This window comes from Micromonospora sp. WMMD1219 (assembly GCF_049315215.1).
Taxonomy (GTDB): domain Bacteria; phylum Actinomycetota; class Actinomycetes; order Mycobacteriales; family Micromonosporaceae; genus Micromonospora; species Micromonospora tulbaghiae.
In genome coordinates, this window is sequence record NZ_CP186057.1 from 6,577,925 (window position 1) to 6,592,290 (window position 14,366).

A 14,366-nucleotide genomic window follows, 5' to 3' on the forward strand; every position below is an offset into this window, starting at 1 on the left:
CGTCGGTATGCCAGAGTCGACCTGAGCCGGTTGGGCGGCTCGGGAGAAGCGGTACGACGAAAGGACGGGACACCTGATGCAGAAGTCATCCCTGACCGCGCTGGCCCGCGAGCAGCTGGAGCGCGCGCACACCTCCTCCAGCGGCCGCAGCAGCTCCACCGTCTACGGCGGTCACGAGCACAGGCTCCGACAGACGCTGATCGCGCTGACCGCCGGGCAGATGCTCGGCGAACACGAGAACCCCGGCGAGGCCACCGTGCACGTCCTGCGCGGCCGGGTGCGGCTCGGCGCCGGCGAGACATCCTGGGACGGCTCAGCCGGCGACCTGCTGATCGTGCCGGACCGCCGGCACACGCTGGAGGCGCTCGAAGACTCCGCGGTGCTGCTCACCGTCGCCAAGCGCTGACGGCCCGAACCCGGCAGGGCGGCCAGGGCGGCCAGGCCGACCGCGACCAACCGCCGGGCGTGCCCCGGGTCCGTCGCCGGCCACCGAACGGTTGAGCAGGTCACGGCCGGGGTAGTGGCCCTCCTCGCGAAGATCAAGCGGCGGCCGGTCCGGGTCCGCCCGGCGAGAGGGGCACCACCGGTGCGGACCTGGTTACGCGACGCCGTCGCGCGGCTGCGCGGCGACGGGATGACGGTGGTCGAGCTGACCGCCGCCGCTGTGGTCGCCTGGATCGTGGCGGCGGTGGTGATCCGTCACCCGGACCCGTTCTTCGCACCGACGGCCGCGCTCGTCGTGCTCGGCGAGTCCCGTGGTCGACGGCTGCGGCAGACCGTCGAGATCCTGCTCGCCGTGGCAGCCGCCGTCCTCGTCGCGGAGCTGCTGGTGTACGCGCTGGGCCCGGGCACCGAGACGGTTCTGCTGGTGCTGCTGCTGACCACCACGACGCTCGTGGTGATCGGGGCCCGCCGGGCCCTGGTCGTGCAGGCCAGCGTCTCGGCCATGTACCTGGTGGTGGTCTCCGCGCCGAACGGGACGCTGATGCCGTTCCGCTTCGTCGACGCGCTCATCGGCGGCGTGGTGGCACTGGGCGCCAGTCAACTGATGGCCGCCCGTGACCCGCTGGCGCCACTGGTGGCCCAGGCCCGCCGCAGCTACACCGATCTGGCCGACCTGCTCGACCAGGTCAACGCGGCCCTGCGCGGCTGCGACGAGGACGCCGCCCGCGCCGCGCTGGACCGGGCGCGGCAGGTGGACGACTGCGTCGCCGAGATGCAGGCCGCCGTGCTCGCCACCGGGGAGACGCTGCGGCTGGGACTGCGCCGCCGGCACCTGGGCAAGCTCGTCGAGGTGGAGGCCACGCTGCGGCAGCTCGACTACGCCGCCCGCAACATCCGCGTGCTGGCCCGGGCCGGCGTGACCCTGACCCGCCGGCACACCGCCACCCCGCCGGAGCTGGCCGCCGCGATCGGCGCGCTGACCTCCGCCGTACGGTCGGCCGGTGAGGCCATGGCCCACGACCTCACCGGCGCCGACGCCGACCGGCACGCGCAGCAGGCCGACACGGCGGCCCTGGAGGCGGTCCGGATCGCCGCCGGCCTGCTCCGGACCGATCCGCCGCTGCCGGTCACCATGATCGTCGGGCAGATCCGGGCGACCGCCATCGACCTGCTGCGCGGCGTCGGCCACGACGACGTGACGGTGCTGGACCGGGTGGACGAGGCGCTCGGCCTGAGCCGGGGGTGACGAGTACGCTGCCGGCCGGTCAGCGGTGGTGGATCGGGGTGTCGAGGTCCGTCAGCCGCCGGCCGGAGCCTCCCGCGGCCAGGGCGACGAACTCGGCGGCGATCGCCACGGCGGTCTCCTCCGGCGTCCGCGCCCCCAGGTCGAGCCCGATCGGCGAGGAGAGCCGGGCGAGGGCGGCCTCGTCCACGCCCGCCTCGCGCAGGCGGCGCAACCGATCGGCGTGGGTGCGGCGGCTGCCCATCGCGCCGATGTAGCGGGCCGGGGTGCGCAGGGCGACCTGGAGCAGCGGGACGTCGAACTTCGGGTCGTGGGTGAGGACGCAGAGCACCGTCCGCTCGTCGACTGTCGTCGACTCCAGGTACGTGTGCGGCCACTGGACGACGAGGGCGTCGGCGTCGGGGAAGCGCTTGCGGGTGGCGAACACCGGACGGGCGTCGCACACAGTGACGTGATAGCCGAGGAAACGGCCGATCCGGGCCACCGCGACCGCGAAGTCGATCGCGCCGAACACGATCATCCGTGGTGGCGGCAGGTACGACTGGACGAAGACGGACACCTCGTCGTGCCGCTGCTGCCCGCGCGTACCGAGTCGGACGGCTCCGGTGGTGCCGAGGGCGAGCATGCCCTCGGCCTGCTGCGCCACCGCACGGTCCAGGTCGGCGTCGCCGAGAGTGCCGGCCACCCGGTCGGGCCAGACCACCAGCTGGGCTGTCCCGGCCGACGCCGTCGCCACCGGCGCACCCGCCCGGATCGCGGCGAGCACCGCGTCGGGTTCGGTCAGCACGACGTCCGGCTGCACCAGGACCTCGATGGTGCCACCGCAGGTCAGGCCCACCGCGAAGGCGTCGTCGTCGCCGACACCGTACGTCTCGGTGCGTGCCTGGCCGGTGCGTATGGCCTCCTGGCAGAGCTCGTACACCGCGCCCTCGACGCACCCTCCCGAGATGCTGCCGACGACCTCGCCGTCGGCGCAGACCGCCATGGCCGCGCCCGGCGGTCTGGGCGCCGACCTCCAGGTCCGCACGACTGTCGCGACGGCGAACCGGACGCCGGCGGCACGCCACGCGGTCAAGCCGTCGACGATGTCTCGCATTGCCGCACGATCCGTGAGCAGCAGCGGCACCGTCAACGCCGACCTAAGGACTTGCTTAGGTCGGCGTTGACTTCCGCGGGCACCGGCACCACATTGACGACTTCCGGAGGTGCGATATGCAGGTGCCGGCCCCGTTCGAGTACGAACGAGCAACCAGTGTGGACCACGCCATCAGCCTGATGGAACGGCTGGGCGGCACGTCCCGGCTGATCGCCGGCGGGCACAGCCTGCTGCCGATGATGAAGCTGCGGCTGGCCAGTTTCGACTATCTCATCGACATCAACGATCTCCACGACGAGCTCGGCTACATCGAGGCGGGTCCGGACGAGCTACGCATCGGTGCGCTGACCCGGCACCGGGAACTGCTCGAGTCCGCCACCCTGACGGCGGCCTTCCCGATCTTCGCCGACGCCGAACGGGTGATCGCCGATCCCGTGGTGCGCAACCGGGGCACGCTGGGCGGCTCGCTGTGCCAGGCGGACCCGTCGGAGGACCTGTCCGCGGTCTGCACCGCCCTGGACGCGAGCTGCGTGATCCGTGGGCCGGGCGGCGCCGAACGGGTGGTGTCCATGGAGGAGTTCCACGTCGGGCCGTACGAGACGGCCGTCGGCGACGGGGAGATCCTGGTCGAGATCCGGCTGCCGGTGCGGCCCGGCTGCGGCAGCGCCTACGAGAAGGTGGAGCGCCGGGCCGGGGACTGGGCGGTGGTCTCGGCCGGTGCGGCGGTCTGGCTCGACGGCGACGTGATCTCCGACGCCCGGGTCGGGCTGGCCGCTGTTGGTCCGAACACCACCGGTATCCCGGCGATCTCCGCGGCGCTGCGCGGGCAGGAGCCCAGCGAGAGCCTCTTCGAGCAGGCCGGTGCGATCGCCGCGCGCAGCTGCGATCCGGTCACCGACCAGCGGGGCAGCGCGGACTACAAACGGCACCTGGCCGACGAGCTGACCAGACGGACCCTGCGCCGGGCCGTGCAACGGGCGAGGAGCTGAGCATGCAGGTCACCATGACCGTCAACGACGTCGAGGTCACCCGGGAGATCGAGGGTCGCCTGCTGCTGGTGCACTTCCTGCGCGACGTGCTGGACCTGACCGGCACGCACGCGGGCTGCGACACCAGCAACTGCGGCACCTGCGTCGTGTGGCTCGACGGCGAACCGGTGAAGTCGTGCACCGTGCTGGCCGCGATGGCCGGCGGACACCGGGTGCGTACCGTCGAGGGCCTGGCGAAGGGCGCGGAGCTCGACCCGGTCCAGCAGGGCTTCATCCAGTGCCACGGCCTGCAGTGCGGCTTCTGCACCCCCGGCATGATGATGACCGCCCGCGCACTGCTCGACCGCAACCCGGACCCGACCGAGGCGGAGATCCGCGAGGCGATCTCCGGTCAGATCTGCCGCTGTACGGGCTACGCCACCATCGTGCGCTCGGTGCGCTGGGCCGCCGTACACGAGGCCAACGCCGCCGCCGCGGTCACCGAGACCACCGAATCACGCGAAGCCGGCGAGATCGACAACGCCGGCCGGCCCGCCGGGAGCGTCGTATGACGACTGTGCACGAGCGCGTGGACACCTTCCACGACAACGACCAGAAGCCGGTGGGATACGGCCGCATGCTGCGGAAGGAGGATCCGCGGTTCGTCCGCGGCCGGGGCCGGTTCGTCGACGACGTCCGGCTGCCCGGCATGCTGCACCTGGCCATCCTCCGCTCGCCGGTGGCCCACGCGCGGATCCTGAGCATCGACACGAGCGCCGCCGAGGCCTCACCCGGCGTCAAGGCGGTCGTGACCGGGGCGATGCTGGCCGAGCAGGGGCTGGCCTGGATGCCGACGCTCTCCAACGACGTGCAGGCCGTGCTCGCCACCGACAAGGTGCGTTTCCAGGGCCAGGAGGTGGCGTTCGTCGTCGCCGAGGACAAGTACGCGGCGCGGGACGCGCTGGAGCTGATCGACGTCGAGTACGACGTCCTCGATCCGGTCGTCGACGCCCGCCGCGCGCTCGAACCGGGCGCCCCGGTGATCCGCGACGATCTCGAAGGCAAGACCGACAACCACTGCTTCGACTGGGAGACCGGTGACGAGGCGGCCACCGCGGCCGTGTTCGCCCGGGCGGACCTCGTGGTCACCCAGGACCTGGTCTATCCGCGGGTGCACCCGGCGCCGATGGAGACGTGCGGGGCGCTCGCCGACTTCGACGCCGTCGACGGCAAGCTGCGCCTCTGGTCCACCACGCAGGCGCCGCACGCGCACCGCACCCTCTACGCCCTGGTGGCGGGGATCCCCGAGCACAAGATCCAGGTGATCTCGCCGGACATCGGCGGCGGCTTCGGCAACAAGGTGCCGATCTATCCGGGGTACGTCTGCGCGATCGTCGCGTCGATCGTCACCGGGAAGCCGGTGAAGTGGATGGAGGACCGCTTCGAGAACCTGATCAGCACCGGCTTCGCCCGCGACTACATCATGCGTGGTGAGATCGCGGCGACTCGTGACGGCCGGATCCTGGCCATCCGGACCGACGTCCTCGCCGACCACGGCGCGTTCAACGGCACCGCCGCGCCGGTGAAGTACCCGGCCGGCTTCTTCGGGGTCTTCACCGGCAGCTACGACATCGAGGCCGCGTACTGCAAGATGACGGCGGTCTTCACCAACAAGGCACCCGGCGGCGTGGCGTACGCCTGTTCGTTCCGCATCACCGAGGCCGTCTACCTCGTCGAGCGGATCGTCGACTGCCTCGCCGACGAGCTGGGCATGGACCCGGCGGAACTGCGGCTGAAGAACTTCATCCGCCCGGAGCAGTTCCCGTACACGACGAAGACCGGCTGGGTGTACGACTCCGGCGACTACGAGCCGACGATGCGGCTCGCGATGGAGATGGCCGGCTACGACGAGTTGCGCCTCGAGCAGGCCGAGAAGCGGGCCCGGGGCGAGCTGATGGGCATCGGGATCGCGTTCTTCACCGAGGCCGTCGGCGCCGGCCCGCGCAAGAACATGGACATCCTCGGCCTGGGCATGGCCGACGGCTGTGAGCTGCGCGTGCACCCGACCGGCAAGGCCGTGGTCCGGCTCAGCGTGCAGTCCCAGGGCCAGGGACACGAGACGACGTTCGCGCAGATCGTCGCCGAGGAGATCGGCATCCCGCCGGACGACATCGACGTGGTGCACGGCGACACCGACAACACGCCGTTCGGTCTCGGCACGTACGGCAGCCGGTCCACCCCCGTGTCCGGTGCCGCGGCGGCCCTCGTCGCCCGCAAGGTCCGCGACAAGGCCAAGATCATCGCCTCCGGCATGCTGGAGGTCTCGGTCGCCGACCTGGAGTGGGAGAAGGGTTCCTTCCGGGTCAAGGGCGACCCGGGCAAGAGCGTGACCATCCAGGACATCGCGATGCGGGCGCACGGTGCCGGCGACCTGCCCGAGGGCGTCGAGGGCGGGTTGGAGGCGCAGATCTGCTACAACCCGTCGAACCTGACGTATCCGCACGGGGCGTACATCTGCGTGGTGGACATCGACCCCGGCACCGCGCAGGTCAAGGTGCGGCGGTTCATCGCCGTCGACGACTGCGGCACCCGGATCAACCCGATGATCATCGAGGGTCAGGTGCACGGCGGGCTGGCCGACGGAGTCGGCATGGCCCTGATGGAGATGATCGCGTTCGACGAGGACGGCAACTGCCTCGGCGCGTCGCTCATGGACTACCTGCTCCCCACCGCGCTGGAGGTGCCCGACTGGGAGACCGGCTTCACAGTCACCCCGTCCCCGCACCACCCGATCGGCGCGAAGGGCGTGGGCGAGTCGGCCACCGTCGGCTCCCCGCCCGCCATCGTCAACGCGGTCGTCGACGCCCTCGAACCCTTCGGCGTACGGCATGCCGACATGCCGTTGACGCCGTCGCGCGTCTGGGACGCGATGCGCGGCAACGCCCGCCCGCCGATCTAGGGGAGGTGGCCATGACGACGATCGCCCGCCGTACGCATGATCTGACCGTCTCGCGCGCGCCGTTCGTGCACGCCACAGTGGTCCGGGCGCAGGACCCGACGTCGGCCCGGCCCGGCGACGACGCCGTGATCCTGCCGGACGGCACCATCGAGGGTTTCGTCGGCGGGATGTGCGCCGAGAACTCGGTGCGGACAGCCGCCCTGGACACGCTCCGGGACGGCAACGCGCTGCTGCTGCGGGTCCTGCCGGACGGCGCGCCCGCCTTCCCCGACACGCCGGGGGCACGGGTCGTGGTCAACCCGTGCCACTCGGGCGGGGCGCTGGAGATCTTCCTGCGCCCGGTGCTGCCCGTACCCGTGCTGGGTCTGGTGGGTGACACACCGATCAGCGCGGCGGTGGCCACTCTGGCTGCCTTCCTCGACTTCGAGGTGGCCACGTCCGGTGACTTCTCCGGCGCGACGGCGGTCGTGGTGGCCGGCCTCGGCAAGGGCGAACAGGACGCCGTCCGCGCCGCGCTGGATGCCGGGGTGGGGCACGTGGCGCTGGTCGCCAGCCGGAAGCGCGGGGCGGCGGTGCTCGACGAACTTGCGCTCTCCGACACGGAGCGTGCCCGGGTCCGGACCCCGGCCGGACTGGAGATCGGGGCGCGCTCACCGCAGGAGATCGCGCTGTCGATCATGGCCGAGGTGGTGCGGGCGCTCCGGGTGGACGGCCTCGCCGCCTCCTCCCCCGCGCCATCCGCGGCGCTCCCCCAGCAGGCAGTCGACCCGGTGTGCGGGATGACCGTCCTGGTCGGGCCGGACACCCCGCACGTGCGGATCGACGGCACCGACCACTGGTTCTGCTGCCCCGGCTGCCGCGACCGGCACGTGGCGGCGTAGCCGTGTTCGTGACCGGCCTGGTTCTGGCCGCCGGGGCGTCGGTGCGCCTCGGCGAGGCCAAGCAACTGCTGCCGTACCGGGGGCGGACGCTGCTCGACGCCACCCTCGACCTGGCCCGCTCGTGCGCCTTCGACCAGTTGCTGGTGACCCTCGGCGGCGCCGCCGACCTGGTCCGCGAGCGGGTGGACCTGACCGGGGTCCAGGTCGTCGAGAACGCCGAGTTCAGCACGGGCTGCGGATCGTCGATCCGCGCCGCGACGCAGGTGGTGGACCCGCGCGCCGACGGGCTCGTGCTCCTGCTCGGCGACCAGCCCGGCGTACGGGCCGCCGACGTACGCCGGGTCGCGGCGGCGACCACCCCGCTCGCGGTGTGCCGGTACGCCGACGGCCTGGGGCACCCGTTCTGGTTCGCCCGTGACGTCCTGCCGGAGCTGCGTGTCCTGCACGGCGACAAGGCGGTGTGGAAGCTGCTGCACTCCGGCCGGCACCCGGTCACGGAGGTGCCGGTGGACGGGCCGGTGCCGATCGACGTGGACACCCGCGCGGACTACCGGCGGTTGCTCTCGGGCGAGGCGCGGTGAAGGATCCGCAGGCCGTGCGGCGCCGGCTGGACGCCGTCGACTACCTGGCCGACGACGGCATGGCGATGGCCGTCTTCCTCGCGCTGGAGCTGGGCAAGCCGCTGCTGCTCGAAGGTGAGCCCGGCGTCGGCAAGACCGCGGCGGCGAAGGCGCTGGCGCGGGCGCTGGACACGACACTGATCCGGCTGCAGTGCTACGAGGGCCTGACCCCCGGCGAGGCGCTGTACGAGTGGAACTACCAGCGGCAGTTGCTCGCCATCCGGCTGGCCGAGGCCCGGCACGCCTCGCTCACCGACGCCGACCTGTTCGCCGCGGAGTTCCTGCAGGAACGGCCGATCCTGCGGGCGGTACGCCACCCGGGACCGGTCCCGCCGGTGCTGCTGATCGACGAGATCGACCGGGCCGACGACGAGTTCGAGGCGCTGCTGTTCGAGTTCCTCGGCGAGTCCGGGATCACCATCCCCGAGCTGGGTACGTTCACCGCGACCACGCCGCCGGTCGTGGTGCTCACCTCCAACCGCAGCCGCGACCTGCACGACGCGCTGCGCCGCCGCTGCCTGTACCACTGGATCGACTTCCCGGAGCCGGACCGCGCCACCGAGATCGTCCGGCGGGCCGTGCCGGGCGCCACCGAAGGGCTGATCCGCACGGCGACCGCCTTCGTCGGCGACGTACGCGCCCTCGGCCTGGACAAGGCACCCGGCATGGCCGAGGCCATCGACTGGGTCGCCGCGCTGTCAGTGCTCGGCGCCGCCGACCTCTGCGCCGACGACGTCGTCCGGACCATCGGCACCATCGCCAAGACCCCCGACGACCGCGCCGCCGTCGCCGCCGCGCTCGGCGCACACCAGGAGAGGCCGGCATGAAGATCACCAACGAGTTCACAGTCGACATCCCGATCGCGCGGGCGTGGACGATCCTCACCGACCTGGAGGGCATCGCACCGTGCCTGCCGGGCGCCCGGCTGACCGGCGTCGACGGCGACGTCCACCAGGGGACGGTGAAGGTCAAGGTCGGTCCGGTCGTCTCCGAGTTTGCCGGCACCGCACGTTTCGTCGAGAAGGACGACAGTCGCTATCGGGGGGTGATCGACGCGAAGGGCCGCGACCGGCGGTCGGCGGCGAACGCGTCCGCCCTGGTCACCGCCCAACTTCGGCCGGACGGTCGGCGCACCGTCGTCAGCGTGGACACCGATCTGAAGATCTCGGGGCGGTTGGCCCAGTTCGGCAGCGGCATGATCAAGGAGGTGTCGGGCAAGCTGCTCGCCCAGTTCGTCGCCAACCTCGAGGCGAGGCTGGCGGCCGAGGAGACCGGCGACCCGCACGCGGCCACCGCGCCGGACGCATCCGAGCCCGCACCGGCCGTCGCCGCCACGTCCGCCGCGACCGGACCCGACGCCTCCACGGCCCTGCCCCGTACCCTCGCGGCCGACGCCGACGCCGCGGCGGTCGCCGCCTCACCCGCCGGGCTCTCGCCCGCCACCCCGTCCGGGACCACCGTGGCCGGGACCACCGTGGCCGGCACTCCCGTGGCAGCCCCGGCGTCCGCCGGCCGACCGGATGCCGGCACCGCCGCCGAACCGGAGACGCTGGACCTGCTCGACGTCGCCGGTGGTGCCGTCGTCAAGCGCCTCGTGCCGGTGCTCGTCGGGATCGTCGTCGTCGGCGCGGTGATCGCCTGGTGGGTCGCACGCAGGTGAGCGACGGACTGCTGCGCGGCGTCGACCGCGCGGCGTTCGCGACGGCGTTCGCCGGCCGGTTGCGGCGGGCCGGCGTACCCGCCGGGCTCACCGAGGCCGGCGACTTCGTCCGGGCGCTCGGCGTGTGCACACTCGGGGAGACGACCGCACTCTACTGGGCCGCCCGGATCAGCTTCGTGCGGCGGCACGCCGACCTCGCCGCCTTCGACCGCGTCTTCGCCGCTGTCTTCGTCGACACGCCGCCGCTGCCGCTCACCCGGTCCGCGGCCCCGCCGGGCGCCCGTGACGACGTACACCTGCCGGTGCCCGCCGACACCGACGAGACCGACGATGGTGGCGGGCTGCCGTGGGCGACGTTGCCGGCGCCCGTCGCCGAGGCGGAGCCCTCCGATGCCGGACTGCGGCTGCCCGAACGACGGCCCAGCGCCCTCGCCGGGCTCGCCGACCGGCCGTTCGAGGATCTCGACGGCGCCCAGCTCGAACTGCTCGGCGAGGCCCTGCGCGAGGCCGTCGCCCGCTGGCCGTCCCGGCGCACCAGGCGGCACGCCGTGGGTCCGGCCGGGCGCCGGGTCGCACTGCGTCCGACGATCGCCCGCGCCCGTCGCACCGCGTGGGAGCCCGTCGAGGTCGTCCGCGAGCAACCGGTACGCCGGCCGCGCCGGGTCGTGCTGCTGTGCGACGTCAGCGAGTCGATGCGCGCCCAGGCCCACGCGTACCTGCATCTGCTGCGGGCCTTCGCGGTGGCCGCCGACGCGGAGGTGTTCGCCTTCGCCACGACGCTCACCCGGCTCACCGTCGCGCTGCGGCACACGTCGGCGTCCGCGGCGATCGCGCACGCCAGCGCCGCCGTGACCGACCGGTTCGGGGGTACGCGCATCGCGACGAACCTGCGGGCGCTGCTCGACTCCCCGCACGGCGAGGCGGTTCGCGGTGCGGTGGTGCTGATCGGCTCGGACGGCTGGGACAGCGACCCGCCGGCCGAGCTCTCCGCCGTGATGGCGTGGCTGAGCCGCCGTGCCCACCGGGTGGTCTGGCTGAACCCCAGGGCCGGCGCCCCCGGCTTCGCTCCCCTGGTGGCGGGCATGGCCGCGGCCCTGCCCTACTGTGACCGGCTCCTGCCGGCCGCGACGTTCCGGGACCTGCTGGACGCCGCCGATCAGCTCCAGAGCGTCACGTGCACCGAGGGCCGGAAACGGTTGACCGCGACGCCCACGCCGCGCATCATCGCCTGAATCGCCCGGGGCGTCGACGCGAAGCGGCACAGCTCGGCCGCCGCGGACGGAGTGCCGGGGGTGACGAGCACCAGCGAATGCCATGTCGCCTCGGCCGTCGCGTGCGGCCCGGACAACGCCACGAGCTGGCCGCCACGGACGTCCGGCGCGACGGTGAACGACAGCGCCGGCGCGATCCCCCGGCCGCGCTGGGCCTCACCCAGCGCTGCCGCGTGGCTCTGGAAGATCTGCTGCCGCTCCTCGGGCACACCGAGCCGGCGCAGCATCGCCGGGACAGCGCCCAGGGCGTTGGTGGCCGAAGGCCCGAGCAGCCAGGTCTGGTCGCGCAACTGCCCCGGTGACGCCGGCACACCGGCCAGCGGATGATCCGGGCCGACGACCGTCACGAGCCGGTAGTTCATCATGGGCCGGCAGGAGATCGCCGGTTCGGCCACCGGCGGCAGCGGCCCCATCGCGATGTCCGCGGCCCGAGTCAGCAGCAGCGACTCGAAGGAGCCGGGGTCGCAGACGCTCAGCTCGATGTCGAGGTCGGCGGCGCGTCTGGCGAACAGCTCGATCAGTCTCGGCGCGGCGAACTCGGCGAATTCGCTGGACGCGGCGACCCGCAGCATCCGGCGGCCGTGTGCCGCCGAACTGACCTCCAGGACCGTACGGTCCTGCAGCCCCAGCATCTCGGCCGCGCGGCTGGCGAGCCGCAGCCCGCCGGGGGTGAAGGCCAGCCCCGCCGCCGTCCGCGTGAACAGCTGATCTCCGAACTCCTTGCGCAGCTGCCCGATCAACAGCGAGACCGCCGGCTCGGAGACCTCCAGTTGTGCGGCGGCCTGCTTGACCGATCCCAGCCGGACGACAGCGACGTAGGCCCGTAGCTGCGTCGGAGTCATCGGCGTCGACCGCCCTTCTGCGGCGCCGTGGACTGCTGCGGGCAGCCCGCGGTGTACCCCGATCATTCCCCGCGGATTGCCCCGCCGCCAGGGACAGCGCGCCTCGGAGCGATCCGACCGGTACGCGGGGTGAGCGCCCGCGACTCGACAGCGGCTGACGGAACGCTACGTCGTGAAGTAGGCGGCACTCTCCGCGTCGGCCGGGTAGTAGGACTCGATCGCGATTTCGTCGATCGTGATGTCCATCGGGGTGCCGAATGTGGTGATGGTCGAGAACAGCCGCAACTCTCGTCCGCCGACGCGAAGGATCATCGGTATCACGACGTCCGGTTCGATCCGTTGACTCGACGTGTTCTGCGGTTCGGGCGCCAACAGTTCTTCGTAGAGCGCGGTCAGCTCAGGGTCGGGGGCAGTGGCGAGCTGGCGTGAGATCCGGGCGCGGAACACCGCGCGCACGTCGGCCAGGTTGACGACCATGCGCGCGAGCCCGCGCGGGTCCAGTCCCAGCCGTACCAGGTTGACCGGCGGCCGCAGCAGGTCAGGAGCCACCTGCGCGAAGAACGGGTCGACAGCGCGGTTGGTCGTCACGATGTTCCACCGGCGATCGAAGACCACCGCCGGGTAGGGCTCGTGGGCGCGGAGCACCCTCCGGACAGCGTCGTGGACGGCTGACAGTGCGTTGTGGTCGAGCGGACTCTCGGCGTACCGAGGTGCGAAGCCACCGGCGAGCAGCAGCCGGTTGCGATCCCGCAGCGGCACGTGGAGCTGATCCGCGAGTCGAAGGATCATGTCGGAGCTCGGCTTGGACTTACCGGTCTCGACCAGGCTGACGTGACGAGCCGAGACATCCGCAGCGATCGCGAGATCCAGTTGGCTGAGTCCCCGGCGCTGCCGCCACTGCCGCAGGAGTTCCCCGACCGTGTGCACGGTCATGGAGCGTACTCATCGTCGAGCCGGACGCCATGACATCCGATTTCATCGACAATCGAAGCGGTCACGCAAACACTGCATCCATGACCACGGAGAACCAGAGCATCGTCCAACGGGCGCTGGCAGGACTGATCGAGACGGGCGACGTCGAGGCGCTCGCCTCGTTCCTGAGTGACGACTTCGTCCACCACAGGCCGGGTTCAACCACATCGACCAAGGTGGAATGGCTCGCCGCCGTCCGCGCCGCGCTGGTACCGCTTGCCGGCATGCAGGTCGAGATCCATCAGGTGCTGGCCGACGGCGATCACGTCGTGATGTACTCGCGGCGCTGGCTTCCCGACGCAGGACCGGAGATCGCGGTCGTCGACATCTGGCGGATCGACGATGGGCTGATCGCCGAGGCGTGGGAGATCATCGAGCCGGTGGCCCACGTGACCGCCAACCTCGCGTGGTGGGTCTGACCACCTCTACCGAGCGTCGGCGTCGGCGAGCAGTCGGGCAGCCAGGGCCCGTACCTCGTCCTTGAGTTTCTCCGGTCGGTCGATCGTGAACGACCAGCCGAGTCCGGCGAGCATCTGTGCCGCGCCGTCGAGCCGTTCGGCCCGGGCGGTGAGGTGTACTCCGCCGGGAACCTCGGTGAGCGTGCCGACCGAGAGCGGGATCCGTCGCTGGGCCTGCTCCAGGCTGGTGTGCAGCACCACGGAGATGTCGTGTGCGTACGGCACGGCTGCCAGACCGGTGAGTACCTGCGCCGTGGGATCGAAGCCGGCCGGGATGTCGAACCTGCCCGGGGTGGGGAGGGCTGTGCCGATGCGGTCGAGCCGGAACGTCCGTACGGCCCGGCGGTCGTGGTCGTGGCCGGTGACGTACCACCGGCCGGCGTGGAAGACCAGCCCGTACGGGTCGAGCCGGCGCTCGCCGGACTGGCCGCGCCAGGTGGTGTAGGTGATGTTCACCGGCTGCTGATGCCGGGCCGCTTCGGCGAGCACCAGCAGCACCTCGATGCCGGGCGGGGCGGGCTTCCGGATCCGCGCGGTGAAGTCCACGGTCTCCAGCAGCGAATCGATCCGCCGGGCGAGAACGGCCGGCAGCACCCGGCGGATCTTCGCGGTCGCGCTCTCGGCGGCCGCGCCTTCGGCGGTGACCAGCCCGGCCCGGCCGGCGGCGACGAGCCCGAGCATGACGGCGACCGCCTCCTCGTCGGTGAGCATGAGTGGCGGCAGCTTGTATCCGGGCGCGAGCCGGTACCCGCCGTAGCGGCCGCGCCGGGCCTCGACCGGGATGCCCAGGTCGGCGAGGTGCGCGGCGTATCGGCGGACGGTGCGCTCGTCGACGCCCAGCCGACCGGCCAGGTCGGCGACGGTGAAGCCGCCACCGGCCTGGAGGATCTCCAGCAACGCCAGTACGCGCGCGGTCGGCCGGGTCAAATCCCCACTCCTCATCCGGGCGGAA

At 72.3% G+C, this 14,366-nt stretch carries 15 protein-coding genes; 11 read left to right on the forward strand and 4 right to left on the reverse strand.

All coding sequences use genetic code 11. From position 1 onward, the window contains the following. The first annotated feature begins 76 nt into the window (after window positions 1-76). Complete coding sequence (locus tag ACN27C_RS30700; RefSeq protein WP_120570860.1) at window positions 77-406, forward strand: cupin domain-containing protein; 330 nt, start codon at window positions 77-79, stop codon at window positions 404-406. Window positions 407-586: 180 nt separating this feature from the next. Beyond that, complete coding sequence (locus ACN27C_RS30705) at window positions 587-1,690, forward strand: FUSC family protein (protein ID WP_349878096.1); 1,104 nt, start codon at window positions 587-589, stop codon at window positions 1,688-1,690. Window positions 1,691-1,709: 19 nt separating this feature from the next. Here the strand turns inward: ACN27C_RS30705 and ACN27C_RS30710 are convergent, their stop codons facing one another. Next, window positions 1,710-2,783 (reverse strand): XdhC family protein, encoded by a 1,074-nt coding sequence (locus ACN27C_RS30710; protein ID WP_422749784.1) that lies wholly within the window; start codon window positions 2,781-2,783, stop codon window positions 1,710-1,712. Between the two features lie 116 nt (window positions 2,784-2,899). Between ACN27C_RS30710 and ACN27C_RS30715 the strand changes: the two genes are divergently transcribed. From ACN27C_RS30715 to ACN27C_RS30750, 8 genes are read left to right on the forward strand one after another with little or no spacing between them, the layout of a single operon-like run. Then, window positions 2,900-3,772, forward strand: coding sequence for an FAD binding domain-containing protein (locus tag ACN27C_RS30715; RefSeq protein WP_422749786.1), 873 nt, complete (start codon window positions 2,900-2,902; stop codon window positions 3,770-3,772). A 2-nt stretch (window positions 3,773-3,774) separates the two neighbouring features. Continuing rightward, window positions 3,775-4,323: a (2Fe-2S)-binding protein gene (locus tag ACN27C_RS30720; RefSeq protein WP_358175862.1), complete on the forward strand. Its 549-nt coding sequence runs from the start codon at window positions 3,775-3,777 to the stop codon at window positions 4,321-4,323. Further along, window positions 4,320-6,710, forward strand: a complete 2,391-nt coding sequence (locus ACN27C_RS30725) for an aerobic carbon-monoxide dehydrogenase large subunit (RefSeq protein ID WP_422749788.1) — start codon at window positions 4,320-4,322, stop codon at window positions 6,708-6,710. Before ACN27C_RS30720 ends, ACN27C_RS30725 begins: the two co-directional genes overlap by 4 nt. An 11-nt stretch (window positions 6,711-6,721) precedes the next feature. Continuing rightward, window positions 6,722-7,591: an XdhC family protein gene (locus ACN27C_RS30730; RefSeq protein WP_422749790.1), complete on the forward strand. Its 870-nt coding sequence runs from the start codon at window positions 6,722-6,724 to the stop codon at window positions 7,589-7,591. 8 nt (window positions 7,592-7,599) lie between these two features. Further along, window positions 7,600-8,172: a nucleotidyltransferase family protein gene (locus ACN27C_RS30735; protein ID WP_364809318.1), complete on the forward strand. Its 573-nt coding sequence runs from the start codon at window positions 7,600-7,602 to the stop codon at window positions 8,170-8,172. Continuing rightward, window positions 8,169-9,038, forward strand: a complete 870-nt coding sequence (locus tag ACN27C_RS30740) for an AAA family ATPase (protein WP_350815025.1) — start codon at window positions 8,169-8,171, stop codon at window positions 9,036-9,038. The genes ACN27C_RS30735 and ACN27C_RS30740 overlap by 4 nt, the downstream gene beginning before the upstream one ends. After that, window positions 9,035-9,871 (forward strand): SRPBCC family protein, encoded by an 837-nt coding sequence (locus ACN27C_RS30745; protein WP_393159461.1) that lies wholly within the window; start codon window positions 9,035-9,037, stop codon window positions 9,869-9,871. The genes ACN27C_RS30740 and ACN27C_RS30745 overlap by 4 nt, the downstream gene beginning before the upstream one ends. After that, complete coding sequence (locus ACN27C_RS30750; protein WP_422749794.1) at window positions 9,868-11,103, forward strand: vWA domain-containing protein; 1,236 nt, start codon at window positions 9,868-9,870, stop codon at window positions 11,101-11,103. Before ACN27C_RS30745 ends, ACN27C_RS30750 begins: the two co-directional genes overlap by 4 nt. Here the strand turns inward: ACN27C_RS30750 and ACN27C_RS30755 are convergent. After that, entirely contained in the window at window positions 11,028-11,984 is a 957-nt protein-coding gene (locus tag ACN27C_RS30755) for a LysR family transcriptional regulator (RefSeq protein ID WP_349878105.1), read from the reverse strand. The two genes, ACN27C_RS30750 and ACN27C_RS30755, sit on opposite strands and share 76 nt — an antisense overlap. A 165-nt stretch (window positions 11,985-12,149) precedes the next feature. Beyond that, complete coding sequence (locus tag ACN27C_RS30760; protein ID WP_422749796.1) at window positions 12,150-12,917, reverse strand: helix-turn-helix domain-containing protein; 768 nt, start codon at window positions 12,915-12,917, stop codon at window positions 12,150-12,152. A gap of 80 nt (window positions 12,918-12,997) precedes the next feature. Here ACN27C_RS30760 and ACN27C_RS30765 point away from each other — a divergent pair, with 80 nt between their 5' ends. Continuing rightward, window positions 12,998-13,375 carry a nuclear transport factor 2 family protein gene (locus ACN27C_RS30765; protein WP_422749798.1) on the forward strand — a complete coding sequence of 126 codons (378 nt, stop codon included), beginning with the start codon at window positions 12,998-13,000 and terminating at the stop codon, window positions 13,373-13,375. A 6-nt stretch (window positions 13,376-13,381) separates the two neighbouring features. Here ACN27C_RS30765 and ACN27C_RS30770 read toward each other — a convergent pair whose 3' ends face one another. Further along, window positions 13,382-14,341 (reverse strand): helix-turn-helix transcriptional regulator, encoded by a 960-nt coding sequence (locus ACN27C_RS30770; protein WP_422749799.1) that lies wholly within the window; start codon window positions 14,339-14,341, stop codon window positions 13,382-13,384. Between the last annotated feature and the right edge of the window lie 25 nt (window positions 14,342-14,366).

Bases quoted from the DNA above. Each gene is read 5' to 3' on its own strand.
- ACN27C_RS30700 (WP_120570860.1), top strand. From the start codon at position 77: ATGCAGAAGTCATCCCTGACCGCGCTGGCCCGCGAGCAGCTGGAGCGC.
- ACN27C_RS30710 (WP_422749784.1), bottom strand. From the start codon at position 2,783: ATGCGAGACATCGTCGACGGCTTGACCGCGTGGCGTGCCGCCGGCGTC.
- ACN27C_RS30715 (WP_422749786.1), top strand. From the start codon at position 2,900: ATGCAGGTGCCGGCCCCGTTCGAGTACGAACGAGCAACCAGTGTGGAC.
- ACN27C_RS30720 (WP_358175862.1), top strand. From the start codon at position 3,775: ATGCAGGTCACCATGACCGTCAACGACGTCGAGGTCACCCGGGAGATC.
- ACN27C_RS30725 (WP_422749788.1), top strand. From the start codon at position 4,320: ATGACGACTGTGCACGAGCGCGTGGACACCTTCCACGACAACGACCAG.
- ACN27C_RS30730 (WP_422749790.1), top strand. From the start codon at position 6,722: ATGACGACGATCGCCCGCCGTACGCATGATCTGACCGTCTCGCGCGCG.
- ACN27C_RS30745 (WP_393159461.1), top strand. From the start codon at position 9,035: ATGAAGATCACCAACGAGTTCACAGTCGACATCCCGATCGCGCGGGCG.
- ACN27C_RS30755 (WP_349878105.1), bottom strand. From the start codon at position 11,984: ATGACTCCGACGCAGCTACGGGCCTACGTCGCTGTCGTCCGGCTGGGA.
- ACN27C_RS30760 (WP_422749796.1), bottom strand. From the start codon at position 12,917: ATGACCGTGCACACGGTCGGGGAACTCCTGCGGCAGTGGCGGCAGCGC.
- ACN27C_RS30765 (WP_422749798.1), top strand. From the start codon at position 12,998: ATGACCACGGAGAACCAGAGCATCGTCCAACGGGCGCTGGCAGGACTG.